A 21,915-nucleotide genomic window follows, 5' to 3' on the forward strand; every position below is an offset into this window, starting at 1 on the left:
AATTATAATATAAAAAAATTAAAAATATTTATCATTTAATCCTTATTTTTCACAATATCTTCTACTTGGCACATCAACTCACCTTTATGCAATATTATATTGACAGAATCTCCTTTTCCTACCTGAGAGGCCTCTTTTATTATTAAATTATCTTTCATTGTGATTGAATAACCCCTCTCTAAAACATTGAGGGGGGAAAGAGAGATTAATCTTTCCTTTAGGGATTCATATTTAGAATTATAGATTAAAAATTTATATTTAAAATTCCCCAGTATTTTTTGTTCAAGAACTGATATATTTAATTTATGAGATGGTAAAATTTTAGTCAGACTTTCAAATGATAAAAAATTAACAAAAACAGAAATTTTTTCCCTGAGTTTTTTCAATTTCTCCAGAATGATTTTTTCTGAAAGAATTTCAATATCATCGATTCTTTGTTTCAGATTTCGAATCTTTGATTGAACTTCAGAAAAAGCTCGATTCTTTTCCAGAGTAATAACTCTTGATTTTAAATCTGAAAGGATAAATTTTATCGAATTCATCACCATTATTTTTAAATCTTTGACACGACTTCTGAGGGTTTCTTCTGGCTTCACAATAAAATGGGCTGCAGCAGATGGTGTAGGAGAGCGATGGTCAGCTACAAAATCTGCTATCGTAAAATCAATTTCATGCCCTACTGCAGATATTACCGGAATTCTTGAGCTGAATATGGCTCTCGCTACACTCTCTTCATTAAAAGCCCATAAATCCTCAATAGAGCCTCCACCTCTTCCCGTGATTATTACTTCAATCTCAGAGAGTTTGTTCAGATAACGAATTCCCTCAGAGATTTCCTGAGAAGCTCCATCGCCCTGAACTTTAACTGGATATATTAGAATGTTTATTCTGGAAGACTTCGATGTGATTATTCTTACCATATCAGAAATGGCTGCACCCTCTGGAGACGTGACAATCCCAACCCATTTTGGAAAGGGAGGTATTGGTTTTTTGTATTTTTCATCGAAAAGACCCTCTTTTCTCAATTTTTCCTTTATTTTTTCAAATGCTTTTTGTAATTCTCCAATTCCATACTCTTCGATTTTCTCAACTACAATCTGATATTCACCCCTCGGCTCATAAACAGTGATTTTGCCTTCCGCTATAACTTTAAGACCATTCCTTAATTCAAAATTTATGTTATTCGTCCTGTTTTTAAACATAACAGCTCTGATCTGGCTCCATTCATCCTTGAGAGAAAAATATATGTGTCCAGATGAGTAATGAACATGAAGGTTTGATATCTCCCCTTCTATTTTTATGTAAGGAAACGTTAGTTCCAGATTTAACCTTATAAGCTGAGTAATTTCAGAAACTTTATATATTCTTTCAGATGAGATTAACTCTTCTTTCAATTTATATTTCCTCGCGAAAGATTCTTTTAATTTCAACAGATTTTCCTGTATTTCGATCTATTCTAATTACTACAGCCCAGAATATGCTTTTCCCTTTTTCTATTTCGAATCTATGAGGAATTCCATAAAGGAAACGGGTAATTGCATCTTCTCTTTTTATTCCTATCACAGAATCTTTTGCTCCTACCATTCCCACATCAGTTATGTAAGCAGTTCCCTTTGGGAGTATCCTTTCATCTGCTGTTGGAATATGGGTATGAGTTCCTATTACAGCAGATACTTTTCCATCGAGAAACCATCCAATCGCAACTTTTTCAGAAGTCGCTTCTCCATGGAAATCAACAATTATCACGGATGTTTTTTCTTTGAGTATTTCGATTTCCCTAACAGCTGATTCAAAAGGACAGTCAATTGGCTCCATGAAGATTCTTCCCTGAAGGTTCAGAATTCCTACTGGCTTTTCATTGGAATCTTTCCATAAAAAAACCCCTCTTCCAGGTGCTCTTTTAGGATAATTGGCTGGTCTTAATATTCTTGGATCTTGTTCCAGAAGATCGAGTGCTTCTTTTTTATCCCATACATGATTTCCCGAAGTTATCACATCTACTCCATAGCTGATTATTTCATAGGCCTTTTCACTTGTTAGGCCAAAGCCTCCAGCTAAATTTTCTCCATTTGCAATTACCAAATCGATGGAGAATTCTTTTTTTAATGGAGGTATGAATTCTCTTAGTAACCTTCTCCCTGGTCTTCCAACTACATCCCCGATGAAAAGAACATTGAGAATGTTATCTTGCATATTCAACAGCCCTCATTTCTCTTATCACGGTTACTTTTATCTGCCCTGGAAATTCTAACTCTGATTTAATTCTTTTTGCTATTTCTCTTGAGAGAAATATCGCTCCCTCATCATTTACTCTTTGACTCTCCACGATTATTCTCACTTCTCTTCCTGCCTGTAGGGCATAACACTTAGAAACTCCATCAAATGATTTGCCTATTTCCTCCAATTTTTCGAGTCTTTTTATGTAATTTTCCAGTAACTCTCTTCTTGCTCCCGGCCTCGCTGCTGACAGACTATCAGCGGCCTGAACTAACACGGCCTCGATAGATGGAAATTCTACTTCTTGGTGATGGGAAGCAATGGCTTTTACTATCTCTTCATTTTCTCCATATTTTTTCGCAAGCTCAACGCTTAATTCAGTATGAGTTCCTTCTATCTCCCTGTCAATAGCTTTTCCTATATCGTGGAGAAGGCCTGCACGGAGTGCAATCTGAGAATTGGCTCTGAGTTCAGCCGCCATAAAAGCACTTAAGTAAGCAACTTCTTTTGAATGATTCAGAACATTCTGCCCATAACTTGTTCTATATTTAAGTTTTCCCAATAATTTAACGAGCTCTGGATGAATATCCTTTAATCCAAACTCAAGTATCACAGTTTCCCCTTCCTGTTTGATTTTTTCTTCAAATTCCTCTTTTACTTTTTCAACGACTTCCTCTATTCTTGCGGGATGTATTCTTCCGTCTAAAATTAGCCTATCAAGAGATATTCTTGCTATCTCCCTTCTTATTGGATCAAAACTGGAAATTGTCACTGACTCTGGAGTGTCGTCAACGATTAAGTCCACACCCGTGCACATCTCAAGAGCACGGATATTTCTTCCTTCCCTTCCTATTATCCTACCTTTCATTTCATCTGATGGTAAATCTACAATTGTAATCGTACTTTCTACTACATGTTCAGATGCAGTTTTCTGAATCGCAAGGGAAAGTATTTTCTTAGCCTGAAGATTTGCTGTCTCTTTTATTTCTTCTTCTATACTTTTTATGATTTGAGAGGCTTCATGTCTGGCATCACTCTCAATTTTTGAGATAAGAAGCTTTTTTGCTTCCTCCTGGGTTAAACCTGAAATTTTTTCCAGCTCTTTAATTTCCTGGGAGATTAATTCATCATATCTTTTCTTCTGATCTTCAATGCTTCTTTCCTTTGAATATAGCTCTCTTTCTCTTTTTGAAATCTCTCTTTCTCTCGATTCAAGCACAAATGATTTTTTCTCCAGAGTTTCCTCCTTATGGAGAAGCCTCCTTTCCATTTCATTCAATTTATTTCTTTTATCTCTTGTCTGTCTTTCAAATTCCGATTTCAAATTTATCAATTTTTCTTTCGTTTCAATTTCTGCTTCTCTTTTAATTCTTTCAGCTTCTTTTCTTGCTTCTTCTTTTGTGACTGAAATTTCTTCCTCTGCTTTTTTAAGTCCCTTCTTTAGAGATTTTGTTTTCAATAGAAGGAATGTAAATAAACCCATAAAAATTAGGGTTAAACCTCCAATGGCAATTAATGTTATATTTAAATTCATGTATCTCCTCCTTTAAATACGGCTTATTAGAAGTTAGAAGGAGTCGAAAGTTGGGAGGGATGCATTAAAGTTTAGAAGAAAATTTAGGTAAATTTTTTTTAATTTAATTTTCTTATCATATATTTTAATAAATCTTATTTTATTCTTTTTTTTCATTTGTTTAATTCTGTTTTTCCTCCAAACTCTCTAACCACTTTTCAATCCTTCTAAAAGCCTCATCATATTTAACTAACTTTTTTTTATGTTGAAAAAGTTCATCTGTAATGTGTAAAGCGGTTAGAATTGCTAATTTATACGGCTCAATCAGCCCAGAATTTAATTCGACTTGTTTCATTTTAGAATCTAAATATTCTGCTATTTCTCTTATCTCTTCCTCCGAATAATCCTTTAGTTTTATAGAAAATTGATTTCCTCCAATTTCTAAATTTATTATTTTGTCATTCAAATTTCAATTTCCTCAATTTTATTTAAAATATATTCGATCTTGGATTTAATTAATTCTCTGTCCTCTTTCAAATTTTTTATTTCTTCTTTCAATTTTTCATTTTCCTCCTTAAGTTTTTTTAAACTTTCAATTAAATTTATTACTTTTCCTTCTAACATTTTAATGTTGTCTTGCTCTATTGTCAAATTTATTCCTCCTTTCTTCACGGACTTTTCTGTCGAAGTTTTATATCAATTTTTTCTTTTAATTTTTTTATTAATTCCATATGTAAAAGATTTACTTCTTCATCTTTAAGAGTTCTATCGATGCTTCTGTATACAAAACTCATAGTCATACTAACTTTTTCTGGAGGAACATTACCCCCTGAGAAGATATCCCATAAATAGAATTTCTCAAGTTCTTTAATTTTTAATGATAGTATTGTTTCTTCTATCTTTGAATAAGGGGTTTTCCTATCCACAATGAATGAGATATCCCTGGTTATAGATGGAAATCGAGAGATTGGTTCAAATTCAAATTTATGTTCTTCATCAAGGATTCTATCAAGGTCCAATTCTGAATAAACGACTTTTTTTTCTATTTGAAATTTTTTCGCAATAGAATCATTTAAAATTCCTAAGGAGCCGACTTTCTCGTTATAAATAAATATCTCAAGGCAGGAGTCTTGTTCATAGATGTTTTCAGATAATTCTTTAAATTTAATTGATTTTATTCCCAAATTTTCTAAAAGATGACTTATACTCCCCTTTAAGTGGAATACATCAAAAAGCATTTCCTTTTCAAGCCAGCTTTTTCCATGTATAAAACCAGAGCCTGCAACTCCCAGGGATAATTTTTCAATGATTTTTCCATTTTCTCTTCTGTAGATATTTCCGACTTCAAAAATCCTTACCTCATCAATACCTCTGCTCATGTTTAAAGAAATACTCTCAAGGAGTGATGCGATTAGGGACCTTCTCATCTGAGAAAATTTTGATGAAATGGGGTTTTTGAGAAAAATTGGCTCTCCTTTTAAAAAGTCTTCATTACAAGGGTTAATGAAGCTGAAATTGATGACCTCATCATAACCTTCCTTGAATAGAATTTCTCTGATTTTTTTTATCTTATTTCGTCTTTTCCCTATGTATATTTCACTTTCGATTGTAGCAGGCAACTCTGAAGGAATTTTTTCGTATCCAAAGTATCTGGCAACTTCTTCAATTAAATCAGCCTCATGAGTAACATCATTTCTTCGAGAAGGAATAGTCACATCCCATTTTCCTTTACCAGTTTTGACGACATTGAATCCAAGTTTTGTCAAAGTTTTTTTAACAAATTTATCCTGTATTGAAACCCCTGTCAGCTCCTGAAGCTTTTCTTTTCTCAAAATCACTTTCCTCTCTGGAATCCTTTCTGGGTAAATATCTATGACCCCTTTGGATATCTTTCCTCCAAACTTCCAGAAGAGGTTTCCACAGATTCTTGCAGCAACAGGTGGAAATTCCCAATCAGTTCCTCTCTCGAATCTATAGGAAGCCTCTGTGGCAAGGTTGATTTTTTTGGATGTTCTTCTTATGGATACTGGATTAAAATATGCGCTTTCTATAAAGATATTTTTTGTATTTTCTGAGATTCCTGAGTTTTCTCCGCCAATGATACCTGCGATAGCTAAGGGTTTTTTCCCATCTGCAATCACAAGTATTTCATTGTCAAGGATTCTCTCTACGCCATCCAGAGTAATTATTTTTTCACCATTCTTAGCTTTTCTTACTAAAATTTTATTTTCTTCAATTTTTTCTAAATCAAAGGCATGGATCGGGTGGCCTGTAAGAAGAAGAACATAGTTGGTTAGATCGACAGCGAGATTTATCGACCTTACGCCGAGGTATTCCAGTCTTTTTTTTAGCCATACAGGAGATTCTGTAACATTAAAATCTCTTACCAGAATTCCGGAGTATCGGGGACACAAATCATAATCGATGATTTTAACATCTATCACATTTTCAATGGCTTCTTCGATTTCTCGATAGGTTGCTCTTACTTTTTTTAGAGGTACATTGTATATGGCTGAAATTTCCCTTGCGATTCCCATATGCCCTAAGCAATCGGGTCTATTAGGAGTAACTTCGATGTTAAGAATTATATCATCCTCTTTTTTTATAACTTCTTCCCCAGGAAATCCTTTCATATATAAATCTTCAACCAATTTTTCTAATGGTGTGGTGAAATTCACCAGTTCTTTTATCCAGTTCAAACTTATTTTCATTTTATCTTTCGAACTGTTTTATGAATCTCAAATCATTTTCATAAAAATATCTCATGTCTGGAACCCCTAACTTTATCATTGCAATTCTCTCTACGCCGAGTCCAAAAGCAAAGCCAGTGTAAACTTCCCACTCAATTCCGCATGTCTCAAGAACTTTAGGATGAACCATGCCAGCACCTAAAATCTCAATCCATCCTGTTCCGCCACATAATCTGCATTCTTTGTCCATTTCTTTACAGAGGGGACATCTCATATCAACCTCAGCCGATGGCTCTGTAAAAGGGAAATAACTTGGTCTGAACCTGAGTTCTGTATTTTTAGAAAATAGTGTTTTGATGAGTATTTCAAGAGTTCCCTTCAGATGGGCAAAATTAATACCTTTGTCAATCACAAGACCTTCTACCTGAAAAAACATGGGAGAATGAGAGGCATCTGCTTCATCTTTCCTGAAGACCCTTCCAGGCATTATAGATTTTATTGGAGGTTTTCTTTTTTCCATCACTCTTATCTGCACTGGTGAAGTATGGGTTCTAAGGAGCACTTCATCGTCGATATAAAATGTATCCTGTTGATCTCTTGCTGGATGATCTTTAGGGATGTTGAGAGCTTCAAAGTTATACCAGTCTGATTCTATTTCAGGACCTTCTTCAATCGAATACCCCATTCTTAGAAATATTTCTTCTATTTCTTCTTCTATTAATCTTATTAGGTGAGGGCTTCCAGTGTAAAAAGGCCTTCCTGGAAGAGTTATATCAAAATACTCTATCTTTTTTTCAGCCTCTATTTCTTCTAAAATTTTCTGATGGGCTTTTTTTATTTCTTGCTCAACAGAATTTCTTAATTCATTCAATAATTTCCCAGCAAAAGGCCTTTCTTTTTCTGAAAGTTCTGGTATTTTTTTTAATAGAAGAGAAATTTCTCCCCTTTTTCTACTTAAAAGCAAATCTTTAAGTTCTGAAAGGTCTTTTTCACTTTTGATTATTTTTAATTTTTTTTCAAACTCTGTCTTAATCTTTGAAATTTTTTCTTCAAGTTCATTAAGCATTTTCTAAATTGCTTTTAATTTTTTTATTATTTCTTCAAATGTTTCAGGTTCATTTACAGCCAGGTCTGCAAGAATTTTTCTATTTAAATCTAAACTTTCTTTTTTCAATGCAGAAATAAATTTTGAATAAGAAATGCCGTATTTTCTGAGAGCTGCATTTATTCTTATAATCCATAGTCTTCTAAAATCTCTTTTTTTTCTTCTTCTATCCCTGTATGCATAAAGCAATGACCTCTCGACTGCTTCTTTTGCAATCCTGTAATTTTTTCTTTTGGCTCCATAATAACCTTTTGCCATTTTAAGAATTTTTTTTCTTTTCTGCCTTCTCTTACTCCCTCTCTTTACTCTTGGCATTTTTCCTCCTTTTCCTTTTAAAATTCATAGGGAAGCATTTTCTTTATTTCTGTTTTATCACTTTTTGAAGCTTGAGTTATTTTTTTCAGATTTCTCTTTCTTTTTGTAGATTTTTTAGTGAGAATATGGCTCTTAAAGGCTTTCCTTCGAAGTATTTTTCCTTTCGCCGTTATTTTGAATCTTTTTTTAGCTCCCCTGTGTGTCTTTATTTTTTGCATGTTTTAGACCTCCTTGTTTTTTTGGGCTGAGGAGTACGTACATTTGATACCCTTCAAATCTTGTGTCATATTCAGGTAAGGAAATTTCTTTGGTGTCCTCCAGGACACGATCTATTAAAACTTTTCCAAATTCAGGTCTTGATCTTTCTCTTCCTCTAAATAGTACAGTCACTTTTACTTTATTCCCTTCCTCAAGGAATCTGATGATATGTTTAAGTTTAAATTGATAGTCATGAGAGCTGATTTTCGGCCTGAATTTTATTTCCTTTATTTGAATCTGCTTTTGATGCTTCTTTGATTCATGGGCTCTTTTGTGGAGCTCGTAGAGATATTTCCCATAATTCATGATCCTGCACACAGGAGGATTTGCTTGAGGGGCTATTTCAACAAGATCCAAGTTTTTCTCCCTTGCGATGTTTAAAGCTTTATAAGTTTCCATTATCCCTATCTGATTTTTATTCTCATCGATTAATCTCACCTCTTTTGCCCGTATTTCCTCATTGATTCGATGGATTCTCTTATTCAGGGACTCACCTCCTAAATTCTAAATCTAATGTTTTATTTTTAATAGATTTTTTAATCCATCTGATAATTTCATCAATCTTATATTTTCCGATATCTCCTTTTTTATGGATTCTTAAAGAAGCAGTGTTATTTTTCATTTCTTTTTCTCCTACTATAATCATGATGGGAATCTTTTCGGTTTCAGCCTCCCTGATTTTATAACCAACTTTTTCAGACCTTTCTGAAAGACTAATTCTTATTTTTTCTTTTTGAAATCTCTCTTTAATTTTTTTTGCATAAGAAAGTGATTTTTCAGAAACTGGAATTATCTCTACTTGGTAAGGTGAAAGCCATAGAGGAAAACTCCCTCCATAATGTTCAATAAGAATCCCAAAGAATCTTTCCAAAGACCCCATTATTGCCCTGTGTATCATTATAACTCTATTTTGTTTTCCATCCTCTCCTATGTATGTAAGGTCAAATCTTATGGGAAGATTAAAATCAACCTGAATGGTAGAGCATTGCCATGATCTTCCCAAAACATCTTTAATCTTGATATCGATTTTAGGGCCGTAGAAAACACCTGCTCCTAAATCAATCCGATATTTAATGTTTAATTTCTCAAGAGAATTTTTTAAAATTTGAGTAAATTTCTCCCATTCTTTAATTTCTCCGACAAATCTGTCAGGTCTTGTTGAAAGATAAATCTCAAAATCTTGGAAACTAAATGCTTTCAAATAGTTAAGATTAAAAACAAGGAGTTTCTCAATCTCATCTTCTAACTGGTCTTCTCTCATGAATAGATGGGCATCATCCTGGGTGAATCCTCGAACTCTCATTAATCCATGGAGGACTCCGCTTCTTTCATATCTATATACAGTTCCAAGCTCAGCCCATCTCAGGGGCAATTCTCTGTAGCTTCTTAATTTAGAGTTGTAAACCTGGATATGAAAAGGACAGTTCATTGGCTTTAATTCATATTCATCTGATTCAAGTTTCATTTCCGGGTACATGTTTTCCCAGTAGTATTCAAGATGGCCGCTTGTATTCCATAGTTCTAACCTTGCTATGTGAGGAGTAAAAAGCAGTTCATACCCGTTATTTAGATGTTCTTCTCTCCAGAAATCCTCTATTATTTTTCTTACAATTGAGCCTTTTGGATGCCAGAGAATCAGGCCAGGACCTATTTCATCCCGAACGCTGAAGAGATCAAGGTCTTTTCCGACTCTCCTGTGGTCTCTCTTTTTTGCCTCTTCTAAGAAATGTAAATGCTCCTCGAGGCTTTTTTTATCTAAGAATGCGGTTCCATATATTCTCTGGAGTTTTCTTCCTTTTTCGTCTCCCTTCCAGTAAGAGCCAGAAACATAGAGCAATTTAAAATATTTTATAAAATTTGTGGATGGAACATGGGGCCCCAAACAGAAATCTATGAAATTGCCCTGTTTATAGAGACTAACCATTTCATCTCCTTTTTCAATTATTAATTCAACTTTCAGATCCTGATTTTTTTCTGAAAACAACTTAATTACTTCATCTTTTGGAAGAGAGATTTTTTCGATAGGAATATTCTGTTGAGCTAAATTTTTCATTCTCATTTCTATCTTCTCAAGATCTTCGGGTGTAAAGGGCTTTTCTCTTTCAAATTCATAGAAAAAGCCTGTTTCTGTAGGAGGTCCTATTCCTAATTTTACCTCAGGAAATATATCCAGAACTGCTTGAGCAAGCAGGTGGGATGCGCTATGTCTTAAAGTTTCTAAATCCATATTCTATTGTTTTTTTCATCTATTTCAATTAAATTAATTTCGTTCCATTTTTTCTTAGGCGCGAGCGGTCTCGAACCGCTGACCTCTACCGTGTCAAGGTAGCGCTCTACCCCTGAGCTACGCGCCTGGAAAAAACTTATATTATATAAAATATTGAAAATAGTCAATAAAAAAGGCAGCCTTTGCAGCTGCCTTTTTTCAACTTTAAGTTTTTGGTTCTGTTAGAATTACCTTACAGCTTCTCTTAGCTTTTTCCCTGGGATGAATTTGGGAACTTTCTTCTTGGGTATTCTTAGCTCTTCACCTGTTTTGGGATTTCTTCCCTTTCTTGCCTTTCTTTCGACAGTCGTGAATGTTCCAAATCCAACAAATGTAACTTTCTTTCCTGTTTTTAATGAACTCTGAATTGTAGAAAGCACGGTTTCAAGTGCTTTGGTGGATTGAGCCTTTGTTATCCCAGAATCCTTTGCCATCTTTGCAACCAAATCTGCTTTAGTCATTTATTACCTCCTTTTTAAATTTTCCTTTATTTTTAAACAAAAAAATGGGGTTGTCAAGTGTTTTTTTAAATTTTACCGATATTTCGGCATCCCTGATAAGAATTCCTCCTTGCCAGTTCATTGTCTATAGAATTCAAGATTTCGCTTTTATTTAAAAGCCATTCAGGGGCAACAAACAATTCTTTTTCCCTTTCTCCAGTGAGCCTTTGTATAACAGTTTCAGGATAAAGATATTCAATAAAGTCACAGACAAGGCTGACATATTCTTCTTTTCCAAGCAATTTTACCTCATTATTGGTGTAGAGCTTTTCAAGTTCTGTATTTTTCAATACATGAAGGGGATGAATTTTTATTCCATCAGTTTTAAGTAAGTTTAAGACTCTCGCAGTTTCTAATGTTTCCTCTTTCTCTTCCCCTGGGATTCCCAAGATTACATGAACGCAAACTCTTATGTTTCTCTTCTTTGCTTCAAGATAACTTTTTAGAAAATCTGAAAAATTATGGTTTCTATTTAGAGATTTTAAACTTCTCAGGTGAATTGATTGGAGCCCGAGTTCAAGCCAGAAATATGTTTTTTTTGAAATTTCATCGAGGAGGTCGAATATTTCATCCGGCAGACAGTCGGGTCTTGTTCCTATTGAAATTCCCACAACATTTTTTATTTTTAATGCTTCATCTATATATTTTGCTAAAATTTCCCTTGATGTATATGTGTTTGTGTGAGATTGAAAATATACTATAAATTTTTCAGCACCAAATCTTCTCTTTTTTGCCTCTATTCCTTGAATAATCTGATCTGTTATTGATACGTTTTTTTTATTTATGGGACCAGATCCATACTCATCGCAGAAAATGCATCCCTTTGATGAGAAAGTTCCGTCTTTGTTCGGGCAGTAAAATCCAGCATCTACAGGAATTTTATGAACCCTTGTGTTAAAAACCTTTTTGAGATGTTCATTGAATGAAAAATACCTTTTTTTCACTGCTTTTATTTTATTTTTATTATCATTTAATTTTCAAGCTTTAAAAAATTATTTAGTAAAATTGAGATTGATAAGAGTTATGTGATAATATTTAAACTGAAAAATTGATAATTGAAGGAGGAAGTAAAGTTTTGTGATGCGAGATATTATATCAATATTTTACTGCCCAAATCATTAGCGGCTACAAAACTTTACTTAATTTATGGGTTTCATTAGAAATGGTTGGAGGAATGAATGAAAATAAAGGCTGTTTTTCCAGGTTCTTTTGACCCGATAACGAATGGGCATGTGGATATTGTCATGAGAGGCATTGAGATATTTGATGAAATCCTAATTGCAATTCTTGAGAATCCCGAAAAGACTTCCCTTTTTAGCATTGAAGAGAGAATTTCGATGATAAAAGAGATATTTAGGGAAGAGAGTAAAATTAAGGTAGAGTCGTTCAGCGGTCTTCTTGTAGAATTTATGAAAAAAAAGGAGATAAAAATTGTTATAAGAGGCTTACGAGCTGTATCTGATTTTGAGTATGAACTTCAGATGGCATTGATGAACAGAAAACTGGATCCAGAGGTTGAGACATTTTTTATGGTTCCCAATGTGAAATATTCATTTTTAAGCTCAAGACTTATTAAAGAGATTTTTTATTATGGAGGCTGTGTGAATGAACTTGTGCCTGAGATTGTCGAGGAAAAAATGAAAGAGAAATATAAAGTATCCAAGGAGAAATTTATTGATATCCAGAGAGAATATTGATGAAATAAAAAAAATATTCGGGGAAGAGAGATGTCTAAATGATGAGTTAACCCTTCAAAAATATTCATCTGATGAGACCAAAATAAGTTTCATCCCAGATTTGGTAGTTTTTCCATCATCTACAGAGGAAATTTCTATGCTGATGAAGATAGCGAACAGAGAAAAAATTCCTGTTACTCCAAGGGGAGCTGGAACAGGATACAGCGGAGGAGCTATTGCTGTTAGAGGAGGAGTAATCCTTTCTCTTGAGAAGATGAATCGAATATTAAGCATAGACCCAGAAAATTTGATTGGAGTAGTTGAGCCAGGAGTTATTACAGAGCATTTTCACAAAGAGGTTGAAAAATATGGGTTATGTTATCCGCCAGACCCTGCAAGTCTTGATAAGTCAACGATTGGAGGAAATTTAGCGGAAAATGCAGGGGGGCCAAGATGTTTTAGGTATGGAGTAACAAGAAATTATGTTCTTGGCACAAAAGCTGTTTTGCCAGATGGAGAGATAATAAAGACCGGTTCCTCGACGATTAAAAATGTGGTTGGTTATGACCTTACACACCTTCTGATAGGCTCTGAAGGGACTTTAGCAATAGTAACAGAAATTATTTTAAGGCTCGTTCCTCTTCCTCCCAACCGAACAACTTTAAGGTTTGGATTTGATTCATACATAAAAGCCGCAAATTTCATTTCAGAAATAATAAGAGAGAAAGTATTTCCTTCATCCCTTGAGTTTATGGACGAACTTTCAATTAAGTATTCATCTCAATATTTAAACATAAAAGTGGATGAAAAGATTAAAGCGTTTATACTGACAGAAATAGACGGAGAATTAGAAGCGATTGAAAAGATTAAAGAAAAAATATTGGCAGTCTCGGAAAGATATTCGCCATTGGAAGTAAAAATTCCAAAAGACAAGAAAGAAGAAGAGGATATCTGGATATTCAGAAAAAATGTGTCTTCTGCCATTAATATGGCAAAGCCAAAAAAATACAACCAGGATATAGTAGTCCCAAGAATGAAAATTCCAGAGATTCTGGAAATAATTAATGAGATAGGAAAGAAATATAAAATACTGACGATTTCGTTTGGTCATGCTGGTGATGGGAATATTCATACAAATTTTATGATTGATGATTCAAACCCAGAAGAAGTTGAAAATGTGGAAAAAGCAATAAATGAATTATTTAATGAAGTTATAAAATTAGGTGGGGTTATCTCAGGAGAGCATGGTATAGGAATTACAAAATCCCGTTTCATTAATTTACAGCTTTCTCCCTTAGAAATAGAAATTATGAAAAAGATCAAAAAAGTATTCGACCCCAATGGTATATTAAACCCTGGAAAAATTTTCCCCCTCTTTTGAAAGGCCTGAGCTTTTTAAATGAATAATGAACTTCTCCCTCTTCTTTAGGTGATAAAAAATGAACAAAATTTTGGGAAAGAGCGTATAATAGAAAGGAGGATTTTATGAAAAGGAGAATACTAATTATCGGGATTCTGATAGTAATTATAGCAGGTGCTGTGGTTTTTTATAGATATAAGAACAAGAAGAATGAACCTAAGTTCAAAACTGCGAAAGTTGAGCGTGGAGATATTTCAATTGTTGTAACAGCCACAGGAAATTTAAGCGCTTTGAACACTGTTCAGGTAGGGACACAGGTTTCAGGTATAATCGAAAAAATATTTGTTGATTATAATTCAAGCGTAAAAAAAGACCAGGTAATTGCCCAGCTTGACCAGACTTTTCTTAAAGCTCAGGTGGCGGAGGCTGAAGCAAATCTTTATAAAGCAAAGGTATCCCTTGATGAGCTTAAAAAAAATTATGAAAGAACACTCGAATTGTTCAAGCAGAATTTAGTTCCTGAGGCTGAGTTGATAAAAGCAGAAACATCATACGAATCTGCGAAAGCAACTTTAAAACAGAGCGAGGCAAACCTTGAAAGAGCTGAGACAAATTTAAGATATGCTACAATAAGATCTCCTGTGGATGGAATTGTAATAGCACGGAATGTGGATATGGGACAGACTGTGGCAGCAAGCTTTCAGACTCCCACCCTCTTTTTAATCGCTGAAGATTTAAAAAAGATGAAGGTTGAAGCATCGATAGATGAAGCTGACATTGGAAAAGTTAAAGAAAGACAGAATGCTATTTTTACAGTGGATGCGTTTCCTGAAGAAAAATTTAGAGGAGTTGTTTCTCAAATAAGGCTTGAACCAATAATAGCACAGAATGTTGTTACATACACTGTGGTTATCGATGTGGAGAATCTTCAGATGAAGTTGAGACCCGGGATGACAGCTAATGTAACAGTTGTAATTGACGAGAGATATAATGTTTTAAAAGTTCCAAGAAGTGCTGTGGTTTTTAATCCTAAGCCCGAGGATGTATTACCTGTAAAGGAACCTGAAAGACCATCTACCGAATCTCCTCAAAGTATGCCACAAAGCATGGAGGGAAGACCTTCTGAAATGGGCCAGAGAAGTGAAAGATTTAGAGAGTTTATCCAGAATCTTCCTCCTGAAAGAAGAGAAGAGATAATGAGAAGAATGAGAGAGAGAAGAGAGGGTTCAGAAGGTTCTGGAAGGAGAGCAGTCAATATAGCAAAGATATATGTGGAGAAAGATCGCGGAAAACTTGAACCTTTCATGGTAAAAACAGGAATAACAGATGGGTTTTTTGTGGAGATAGTAGAGGGAAATATAAAAGAAAATGATGAAGTAGTTATTGGATATTCAGGTCAGGAATCGAGCTCCACTCAGCGCCAGGCTCCGGGAGGCCCTCCTATGTTCAGAATGTTCCGTTAATGAGAAAGCAGGTAAAGTAAAATGGAGAGGATAATTTATGTTGAAAATATTTTTAAAATTTATAAAATGGGTGAGGTACAGATTCCAGCCCTTAGGGGACTGACTCTTGAAGTCGAAAATGAAGAATTTATATCAATAATGGGTCCATCAGGCTCAGGAAAATCTACTTTGTTGAATATTATCAGTTGCATGGATGTTCCAACTGCGGGGAAATATTTTTTAGAAGACCAGGATGTTTCAAAAATGAGAAGAAATGAGCTTGCAAAGATAAGGAATAAAAAAGTGGGTTTAGTATTTCAGAATTTTAACCTTCTTTCGAGAACATCAGCCATTGAAAATGTAGAATTGCCACTTCTTTACAATAATACTTCGGCAAAAGAAAGAAGAAAAAGGGCTTACGAAGCTCTGGAAAGCGTTGGGCTTAAAGGAAGGGAAAAGCATACAAACGCTCAACTTTCTGGAGGTGAACAGCAAAGGGTTGCCATTGCAAGAGCTATAGTTAATGACCCAAGAATTATTTTAGCTGATGAGCCAACGGGAAACCTTGATAGTGTATCAAGTTTAGAGATAATGAACATATTCCAGAAGCTTAATGAAGAGGGAAGAACAATTATCATAATCACCCATGAAAGGGATATCGCAAGTTTTTCGAAAAGGATGGTTTCGCTCAGAGATGGGAAGATTATCGGAGATGTTTTAAATTCGAATGAAAAGAATGCAGAGTCAGAATTGATGCAGGTCAAAAAAAATCTCATGGATAAAGATAATGGAGGAGATTATGAACATTTATAATATTATAAAAGTTGCGTTTCGGTCATTGAGAAAAAATAAGATGAGAACTTTTTTAACAATGTTAGGGATAATAATCGGAGTTGCTGCAGTGATAGCAATGATTTCCATCGGCCAGGGAGCAAACGCCTCTGTTCAGGAAAACATCAGAAAAATGGGAAGCAATCTTTTAATAGTATTTCCAGGGTCTTTCCACAGAGGAGGAGTTAGAGGAGGAATGGGAACAGTTATATCTTTAAAGGAAGATGATGTCAAAGCTCTCCTTGAAGAATCTAAATCAATCTCTATGGCTTCTCCCACAGTCAGAACAGGAGCTCAGGTTGTATATGGCAATATGAACTGGGCTACAGGAGTGGAAGGAGTTTATCCTGATTTCTTCTACATAAGGGAATGGCCTCTTGTATCAGGAAGATCTTTTACAATGCAGGATGTCCATGGTCAAACCAAGGTATGTGTGATAGGAAAGACTGTTTATGAAAAATTATTTGGAAACGAGGACCCTATTGGGAAGATAATAAGGATAAAAAAACTTCCTTTTACAGTAATAGGAGCCCTGGCTTCAAAGGGTCAAAGCGGAGGATGGAGGGATCAGGATGATGTTATTTTTGCTCCTCTTTATACTGTCCAGAGGAAAATGATGGGAATAACCAATATTAATACAATACATCTTTCAGTAATTTCCAAAGATATGATGAATGATGCTAAGGAGGAGATAAGGCAAGTGTTGCGAAAAAGGCACAAACTTCTTCCAAGCCAGGACGATGATTTTACGATAATGTCTCAGACAGAAATTTCAGAAGCTGCTGAATCAACGACAAGAATAATGACAATATTGCTCGGAAGTATCGCTTCCATTTCTCTTCTTGTTGGCGGAATTGGAATAATGAACATAATGCTTGTCTCAGTAACTGAAAGAACAAGGGAGATAGGAATAAGAATGGCGGTAGGAGCAAAAGAAAGGGACATTTTAGTCCAGTTTTTAATTGAATCTGTGGTTCTTTCTTTAATCGGGGGGATAATAGGGATGATTGTCGGTATCTTTTCTTCAGAGATGATATCATATTTTGCAAAATGGCCCACCCTAATTTCTTCCCAGGCAATATTACTGGCTTTTCTTTTCTCCTCTGGAGTGGGAATATTTTTCGGATTCTATCCTGCGAAAAAGGCTTCTTCTTTGAACCCTATAGATGCCCTCAGATACGAATAAGAAGATAATTGTTTCATATGCATCTGCAGGCGGAGGGCATAAAGCTGTTGCTGAGGCTATAAAAGAAGCTCTTATAAAATTAGATCCATCTGTTAAAATAGAAGTTATCGATATTCTTAATTTCACTTCTAAATTATTCAAATTTTTCTATGCCTCAGGATATCTTTTTCTTGCAAATAGAGCAAAATATCTATGGGGTTTTCTCTATTCAAGAAAAGAGGATGTATCATTTGTTTCAGAATCTAATAAATTTTCAAGGTTGGTAATGAGAATCTTGGCAAGGAGGTTTATAAGCTATATAAAAGAAATTAATCCAGATGCATTTATTTTTACCCATTTCCTTCCCTCAAAGATAGTTCAGGACATAAAAGAAAGAGATAAATTGCAGTTTAAAACTGGCGTTGTAGTTACGGATTATGGAAATCACAGTATCTGGCTAACTCCAGGAACTGATTTTTATTTTGTTGCAACCGAGCAGTTAAAAATTGAGATGGTGCATTTTTTAAATAGGTTAAAAATGAGACAAGAAAATATCATTGTTTCTGGAATTCCTGTTCGGATGAAATTTCTTGAACCAATCAACAGAGAGCAGGTGAGGGACAAACTTGGACTTTCGATTGATTGCCCTGTTATCTCATTCATAATGGGAATTGTGGGAATGAGAAGAATACTGGAAATATTAAAGTATTTAACTTCTTTGGAAGTAGATTTTCAGCTAATCTTACTTGTGGGAAAAGATGAAGAGTTGAAGAGAAAAGTTAAGGAATATTTTAAAGATAAAGAATTTCCATATCTGAGAAAAATACTCATATATGGAATGGTTGGAAATATGAATGAGATTCTGTCTGTTTCAGATTTAGTTATAACAAAATCAGGAGGAATAATTACATCTGAAACTATTTCAATGGGAGCACCAATGGTTTTTATCGAAAACTACCCTGGACAGGAAGAAAGAAATGTGGACTATTTTCTTGAAGAAGGAACTGGCATTAAAATAAATCAGCTTAGCAGTATTAAGTATAAGATTGAGTCTCTTCTTAAAGACAGAGATAGATTGAAAGGAATGAAAGAGAATGTAGAAAAAATTGCAAAGCCTGCGGCATCTTTAAGAATTGCTGAAGTAATCTTGAATGAAGTAAAAAAATGTTAATGCTCTTACAATTTGGTATAATAAAGACTATTATAAAGGAAATAAAATCGATTTTCTATGAAAGTATTGAAAGTGATTTTTTTAATATTAAGCTCTATTTTTATCTCAATAGGCTGTACAAAACCTGCAACTATTACTCCGGAAATTAATGGAACTGTAGAAAATCTTTCAGGCGAAGATTTTAATGATGTAAAGATTAAGATCAGATGGCTTAAACTATTTAGAACTTTTGCTGGTAGTTATTATAAAGAAATAAATTCAAGTTTAATACAGGTAAATAAAAATTTTTATGTAGCTCCTTACAGTTTCCAATTCCCTTATGAAGATTTTCAGGTTGAAGCATACCTTATTTTAAATGGAAAGAGTTTTTCACTCGGCTTTTTTTCAAAAAAGAAAAAAGAAGGGTTCCTTCCTATCAAGGATATCAGGAATGCTCTTTCTTCCATAAAAATTTACAGAACAGGAACCGTTGAGAGTAAGATTTTTATCAGCGTAGATAATTCAAGAAGAATAAAACAATTTGGAATTGAGATTATGTTATGGACTGAATACAATCCTGTAAATAATTTAATCTGGTGGATAGATTCAGAAAAAGCGGGAAATGTAAATTTTTTTCTTGAGTCAAAAATCTTTCCAATTCTCCCTAAAGCAGATGGAAAATTAATCTGCGAGGGATATTTAAAAGTGGTAAGGGAAAGATATGGAGAGGATGTAATGAAAAAAAATTCAATTTTTCGGTTTGAAGAGAATAATTTAGATGCTATAAATGAGAAACTAAAAGAAAAGTTAAAATTATTGGACCTTTCAGTTGAATCCTAAATTTTTTAATTAGGGACACATCCGAATTTTTTAAATTGGGACACTTCCCGTATTTTTAATGATATTACAACTTTATACCCTTAAGATTAAAGTGAATCTCATCATATCAAATTTATAAGTGACCTGTTTTTTTATCCATATAGACAAACATGGTAAAATTACATAAGATATTTCAGAAGGAAAATTTAGAAGTGCCCCTAATTTCCAAAAAAATCTTTATAATTAAAATAGAAAAATGGGAAAAAATAAGAAGAAGCTTCAAATTAATCAAGAATCTAAAGAAAATATAAGTAAAATCTATTTATTTCCAGATTTTTGAAAGTATCCACTGCCTCATTAAGCCATTTTTTGTATTTAATTATGAATGAAAGTGAAGCGATTCAAGAAAATATTCAGTGATAAGGAACTATGTGGTATAATTTTAAAAATGTTAGATATTAACTGGCTGAGGGAGAATTTACAGGAAGCTGAGGAAAAGCTCAGCTTAAGAGGTCAGAAGATTAATTTGAATGGATTCAAGAATCTGGATAGAGAAAGAAAAGAGCTTCTTCAAAGAATTGAAAAGCTAAGAGCAGAAAGAAATAAAATATCAAAAGAAGTGGAGGTCCTTAAAAAATCAGGTGAATCAGCAGAGAGAAAAATAGGAATGGTTAAAAAAATTAGGGAGGAAATTAAAGAACTTGAAGATAAACTGAAGGATAAAGAATTATTGTTAAATGATTTAATGTTAAATTTACCCAACATTCCCCATCACTCAGTTCCAGTTGGAAATGATTCTTCAGATAACCTTGAGATAAAAAGAGTGGGGGAGATTCGGAAATTTGATTTTGAACCAAAACCGCACTGGGATTTAGGGGTAGAGCTTGGAATTCTTGATTTTGAGAGAGCCTCAAAAATTGCAGGATCCCGATTCTCTATATATTACGGTCTTGGGGCTAAATTGGAAAGGGCACTCATAAATTTTATGCTCGATGTTCACACAAAAGAAAGAGGATATTATGAAGTTTTGCCTCCTTTTATCTCAAATGAGGATAGTTTAATCGGAACAGGCAATCTTCCGAAATTCAAGGAGGATTTATTTAAAATTGAAGGATATAATTTTTATTTAATCCCAACAGCTGAAGTTCCCCTTACAAATCTATTCAGAGATGAGATTTTGAATGTAGATGAATTACCAAAAAGATACGTGGCTTATACTCCCTGTTTTCGCTCTGAAGCAGGGTCATATGGAAAAGATGTAAGAGGACTTATAAGGCAGCATCAATTTAATAAGGTTGAATTAATGACATTTACTCTGCCAGAGAAATCTTATGAAGAGTTAGAAAGGCTTCTTTCAGATGCTGAAGAAATTCTTAAAAGATTAGAATTGCCCTATAGAGTTGTGAGTTTATGCACTGGTGATTTAGGGTTTGCAGCTTCAAAAACTTATGACATTGAAGTATGGATGCCAAGTAAGAATGAATATATGGAAATCTCATCCTGCAGCAATTTTGAAAGCTTTCAGTCAAGAAGGTCAAACATAAGATTTAGAAGAGATTCCAGCTCAAAGCCAGAATTTCTCCATACTTTAAATGGCTCAGGGTTGGCAATAGGAAGAACTGTGTCTGCTATCCTTGAGAATTTCCAGCAGAAAGATGGGAGCATCCTGATTCCAGAAGCTTTAAGACCATATATGGATGGGGTAGATAAAATCAGCAAACAATGAACTATCATCTCTACTTACAATTAGTTATCATTAAATCTCCCATCTTTTAAGATATATACCCTGTCCAATGGGCTACTTTCCCATTTCCTGTGGGAGATTATGATACAGGTTCTCTCCTTGAATCTCTCAGCAATAAGCTCCTCAATCCTTCTCTCCGACTCTAAATCAAGCTCTGAGGTTGCCTCATCGAATATGATTATGTCAGAGTCCTTAAGGACTGCCCTTGCAATTGATAACTTCTTTCTCTCTCCTCCTGAAAGTTTCTTTCCTGTTTCTCCTATCACTGTGTCAAAACCATCCTCAAGATTCATTATAAATTCATAAGCTCCTGCTAATTTAGCTGCTTTTTCTACTTCCTCATTCTTTGCATCAGGTCTGCTGTAGAGGATGTTGTTTTTGATTGTGTCATTAAAGAGAAATACATTCTGGGAGACAAAGGAGATTCTTTCCCTTAAAGAGGAAAGAGAGAGAGTATTTATATCATGACCATCTATAAAGATATTTCCCCTTTCTATTCTATAGAGTCCAAGGATTAGCTTCACTATTGTGCTTTTCCCTGAGCCATTTGGTCCTTGAATCAAAGCCTTCTCCCCTGGTTTAATCATGAGATTAATTCCTTTCAGAACATCCTCTTTTGATTTAATAATCATTTCGTAGCTTTTTTAATATCAGATATTTCATATTTATTTTTAAATTTGTTTACTATTGATTCAAGATCCATTTTATAAATTTTATCAACAATATCAAAGATAATTTCATCTACCTTAAAAATTTCATTGCTATTTACATCATAAATGTAGTAGCCTTTGTTCATTCTAAATTTTTTTACAAACGGCTCATTTTTTCTCAAATCACTACCCCTAATTTTCATAATCAATTTAT

23 protein-coding genes and 1 tRNA gene are annotated in these 21,915 nt (G+C 34.1%); 8 read left to right on the forward strand and 16 right to left on the reverse strand.

Going from position 1 to position 21,915, the window contains the following annotated elements:
* Nucleotides 1–35: 35 nt before the first annotated feature.
* The 14 genes from xseA to AB1410_10380 all read right to left on the reverse strand — a co-directional run bounded on the left by xseA (nucleotide 36) and on the right by AB1410_10380 (nucleotide 11,808).
* Nucleotides 36–1,430 (reverse strand): exodeoxyribonuclease VII large subunit, encoded by a 1,395-nt coding sequence (xseA, locus tag AB1410_10315; protein MEW6457091.1) that lies wholly within the window; start codon nucleotides 1,428–1,430, stop codon nucleotides 36–38.
* A complete protein-coding gene (locus AB1410_10320) occupies nucleotides 1,396–2,193 on the reverse strand; it encodes a TIGR00282 family metallophosphoesterase (GenBank protein MEW6457092.1) in 798 nt (265 codons plus the stop codon). The genes xseA and AB1410_10320 overlap by 35 nt, the downstream gene beginning before the upstream one ends.
* Nucleotides 2,183–3,751 carry a ribonuclease Y gene (gene rny / locus AB1410_10325; GenBank protein MEW6457093.1) on the reverse strand — a complete coding sequence of 523 codons (1,569 nt, stop codon included), beginning with the start codon at nucleotides 3,749–3,751 and terminating at the stop codon, nucleotides 2,183–2,185. The genes AB1410_10320 and rny overlap by 11 nt, the downstream gene beginning before the upstream one ends.
* 160 nt (nucleotides 3,752–3,911) lie before the next feature.
* Complete coding sequence (locus AB1410_10330; protein MEW6457094.1) at nucleotides 3,912–4,196, reverse strand: cell division protein ZapA; 285 nt, start codon at nucleotides 4,194–4,196, stop codon at nucleotides 3,912–3,914.
* On the reverse strand, nucleotides 4,193–4,381 hold the full coding sequence (locus tag AB1410_10335) for a cell division protein ZapB (GenBank protein MEW6457095.1): 189 nt from the start codon (nucleotides 4,379–4,381) through the stop codon (nucleotides 4,193–4,195). The genes AB1410_10330 and AB1410_10335 overlap by 4 nt, the downstream gene beginning before the upstream one ends.
* 17 nt (nucleotides 4,382–4,398) lie before the next feature.
* Nucleotides 4,399–6,441, reverse strand: a complete 2,043-nt coding sequence (pheT, locus tag AB1410_10340) for a phenylalanine--tRNA ligase subunit beta (GenBank protein MEW6457096.1) — start codon at nucleotides 6,439–6,441, stop codon at nucleotides 4,399–4,401.
* Between the two features lies 1 nt (nucleotide 6,442).
* Complete coding sequence (gene pheS / locus AB1410_10345; GenBank protein MEW6457097.1) at nucleotides 6,443–7,486, reverse strand: phenylalanine--tRNA ligase subunit alpha; 1,044 nt, start codon at nucleotides 7,484–7,486, stop codon at nucleotides 6,443–6,445.
* A 3-nt stretch (nucleotides 7,487–7,489) separates the two neighbouring features.
* Nucleotides 7,490–7,840 (reverse strand): 50S ribosomal protein L20, encoded by a 351-nt coding sequence (gene rplT, locus AB1410_10350; protein ID MEW6457098.1) that lies wholly within the window; start codon nucleotides 7,838–7,840, stop codon nucleotides 7,490–7,492.
* A 17-nt stretch (nucleotides 7,841–7,857) separates the two neighbouring features.
* The gene (rpmI, locus tag AB1410_10355; GenBank protein ID MEW6457099.1) at nucleotides 7,858–8,058 is read right to left on the reverse strand and encodes a 50S ribosomal protein L35; all 201 of its coding nucleotides are present in this window, start codon (nucleotides 8,056–8,058) and stop codon (nucleotides 7,858–7,860) included.
* Nucleotides 8,027–8,584, reverse strand: a complete 558-nt coding sequence (infC, locus tag AB1410_10360) for a translation initiation factor IF-3 (GenBank protein MEW6457100.1) — start codon at nucleotides 8,582–8,584, stop codon at nucleotides 8,027–8,029. The genes rpmI and infC overlap by 32 nt, the downstream gene beginning before the upstream one ends.
* Nucleotides 8,585–8,588: 4 nt before the next feature.
* Entirely contained in the window at nucleotides 8,589–10,325 is a 1,737-nt protein-coding gene (thrS, locus tag AB1410_10365) for a threonine--tRNA ligase (GenBank protein MEW6457101.1), read from the reverse strand.
* A 55-nt stretch (nucleotides 10,326–10,380) separates the two neighbouring features.
* Nucleotides 10,381–10,452, reverse strand: a tRNA-Val gene (locus tag AB1410_10370).
* A gap of 100 nt (nucleotides 10,453–10,552) precedes the next feature.
* Nucleotides 10,553–10,825, reverse strand: coding sequence for an HU family DNA-binding protein (locus AB1410_10375; GenBank protein MEW6457102.1), 273 nt, complete (start codon nucleotides 10,823–10,825; stop codon nucleotides 10,553–10,555).
* A 65-nt stretch (nucleotides 10,826–10,890) separates the two neighbouring features.
* On the reverse strand, nucleotides 10,891–11,808 hold the full coding sequence (locus AB1410_10380) for a TIGR01212 family radical SAM protein (protein MEW6457103.1): 918 nt from the start codon (nucleotides 11,806–11,808) through the stop codon (nucleotides 10,891–10,893).
* 234 nt (nucleotides 11,809–12,042) lie between these two features.
* On the opposite strand from AB1410_10380, the gene coaD reads away from it, so the two are divergent.
* The 8 genes from coaD (at nucleotide 12,043) to serS (ending at nucleotide 21,033) form a co-directional block, all read left to right on the forward strand.
* Entirely contained in the window at nucleotides 12,043–12,561 is a 519-nt protein-coding gene (gene coaD, locus AB1410_10385; protein MEW6457104.1) for a pantetheine-phosphate adenylyltransferase, read from the forward strand.
* A complete protein-coding gene (locus AB1410_10390; protein MEW6457105.1) occupies nucleotides 12,539–13,921 on the forward strand; it encodes an FAD-linked oxidase C-terminal domain-containing protein in 1,383 nt (460 codons plus the stop codon). The genes coaD and AB1410_10390 overlap by 23 nt, the downstream gene beginning before the upstream one ends.
* A 104-nt stretch (nucleotides 13,922–14,025) precedes the next feature.
* Nucleotides 14,026–15,363 carry an efflux RND transporter periplasmic adaptor subunit gene (locus AB1410_10395; protein ID MEW6457106.1) on the forward strand — a complete coding sequence of 446 codons (1,338 nt, stop codon included), beginning with the start codon at nucleotides 14,026–14,028 and terminating at the stop codon, nucleotides 15,361–15,363.
* Between the two features lie 21 nt (nucleotides 15,364–15,384).
* On the forward strand, nucleotides 15,385–16,155 hold the full coding sequence (locus AB1410_10400; GenBank protein MEW6457107.1) for an ABC transporter ATP-binding protein: 771 nt from the start codon (nucleotides 15,385–15,387) through the stop codon (nucleotides 16,153–16,155).
* Nucleotides 16,142–17,359: an ABC transporter permease gene (locus AB1410_10405; protein MEW6457108.1), complete on the forward strand. Its 1,218-nt coding sequence runs from the start codon at nucleotides 16,142–16,144 to the stop codon at nucleotides 17,357–17,359. Before AB1410_10400 ends, AB1410_10405 begins: the two co-directional genes overlap by 14 nt.
* Nucleotides 17,340–18,509 (forward strand): glycosyltransferase, encoded by a 1,170-nt coding sequence (locus AB1410_10410; protein ID MEW6457109.1) that lies wholly within the window; start codon nucleotides 17,340–17,342, stop codon nucleotides 18,507–18,509. Before AB1410_10405 ends, AB1410_10410 begins: the two co-directional genes overlap by 20 nt.
* Before the next feature lie 57 nt (nucleotides 18,510–18,566).
* Nucleotides 18,567–19,328 carry a hypothetical protein gene (locus AB1410_10415; protein MEW6457110.1) on the forward strand — a complete coding sequence of 254 codons (762 nt, stop codon included), beginning with the start codon at nucleotides 18,567–18,569 and terminating at the stop codon, nucleotides 19,326–19,328.
* 427 nt (nucleotides 19,329–19,755) lie between these two features.
* The gene (serS, locus tag AB1410_10420) at nucleotides 19,756–21,033 is read left to right on the forward strand and encodes a serine--tRNA ligase (GenBank protein ID MEW6457111.1); all 1,278 of its coding nucleotides are present in this window, start codon (nucleotides 19,756–19,758) and stop codon (nucleotides 21,031–21,033) included.
* A 20-nt stretch (nucleotides 21,034–21,053) separates the two neighbouring features.
* Here serS and AB1410_10425 read toward each other — a convergent pair whose 3' ends face one another.
* Both AB1410_10425 and AB1410_10430 read right to left on the reverse strand, forming a co-directional pair.
* Nucleotides 21,054–21,683: an ATP-binding cassette domain-containing protein gene (locus AB1410_10425; GenBank protein ID MEW6457112.1), complete on the reverse strand. Its 630-nt coding sequence runs from the start codon at nucleotides 21,681–21,683 to the stop codon at nucleotides 21,054–21,056.
* Complete coding sequence (locus tag AB1410_10430) at nucleotides 21,680–21,904, reverse strand: hypothetical protein (protein MEW6457113.1); 225 nt, start codon at nucleotides 21,902–21,904, stop codon at nucleotides 21,680–21,682. The genes AB1410_10425 and AB1410_10430 overlap by 4 nt, the downstream gene beginning before the upstream one ends.
* Nucleotides 21,905–21,915: the final 11 nt, after the last annotated feature.

It is taken from the genome of Acidobacteriota bacterium (genome assembly GCA_040756905.1).
Lineage (GTDB): Bacteria > Acidobacteriota > Aminicenantia > JBFLYD01 > JBFLYD01 > JBFLYD01.

Coding starts and splice junctions, on each gene's coding strand:
- AB1410_10320 (MEW6457092.1), bottom strand. CDS start 2,193: ATGCAAGATAACATTCTCAATGTTCTTTTCATCGGGGATGTAGTTGGA.
- rny (MEW6457093.1), bottom strand. CDS start 3,751: ATGAATTTAAATATAACATTAATTGCCATTGGAGGTTTAACCCTAATT.
- pheT (MEW6457096.1), bottom strand. CDS start 6,441: ATGAAAATAAGTTTGAACTGGATAAAAGAACTGGTGAATTTCACCACA.
- pheS (MEW6457097.1), bottom strand. CDS start 7,486: ATGCTTAATGAACTTGAAGAAAAAATTTCAAAGATTAAGACAGAGTTT.
- rplT (MEW6457098.1), bottom strand. CDS start 7,840: ATGCCAAGAGTAAAGAGAGGGAGTAAGAGAAGGCAGAAAAGAAAAAAA.
- rpmI (MEW6457099.1), bottom strand. CDS start 8,058: ATGCAAAAAATAAAGACACACAGGGGAGCTAAAAAAAGATTCAAAATA.
- thrS (MEW6457101.1), bottom strand. CDS start 10,325: ATGGATTTAGAAACTTTAAGACATAGCGCATCCCACCTGCTTGCTCAA.
- AB1410_10375 (MEW6457102.1), bottom strand. CDS start 10,825: ATGACTAAAGCAGATTTGGTTGCAAAGATGGCAAAGGATTCTGGGATA.
- coaD (MEW6457104.1), top strand. CDS start 12,043: ATGAAAATAAAGGCTGTTTTTCCAGGTTCTTTTGACCCGATAACGAAT.
- AB1410_10395 (MEW6457106.1), top strand. CDS start 14,026: ATGAAAAGGAGAATACTAATTATCGGGATTCTGATAGTAATTATAGCA.
- AB1410_10400 (MEW6457107.1), top strand. CDS start 15,385: ATGGAGAGGATAATTTATGTTGAAAATATTTTTAAAATTTATAAAATG.
- AB1410_10405 (MEW6457108.1), top strand. CDS start 16,142: ATGAACATTTATAATATTATAAAAGTTGCGTTTCGGTCATTGAGAAAA.
- AB1410_10410 (MEW6457109.1), top strand. CDS start 17,340: ATGCCCTCAGATACGAATAAGAAGATAATTGTTTCATATGCATCTGCA.
- AB1410_10415 (MEW6457110.1), top strand. CDS start 18,567: ATGAAAGTATTGAAAGTGATTTTTTTAATATTAAGCTCTATTTTTATC.
- serS (MEW6457111.1), top strand. CDS start 19,756: ATGTTAGATATTAACTGGCTGAGGGAGAATTTACAGGAAGCTGAGGAA.
- AB1410_10425 (MEW6457112.1), bottom strand. CDS start 21,683: ATGATTATTAAATCAAAAGAGGATGTTCTGAAAGGAATTAATCTCATG.
- AB1410_10430 (MEW6457113.1), bottom strand. CDS start 21,904: ATGAAAATTAGGGGTAGTGATTTGAGAAAAAATGAGCCGTTTGTAAAA.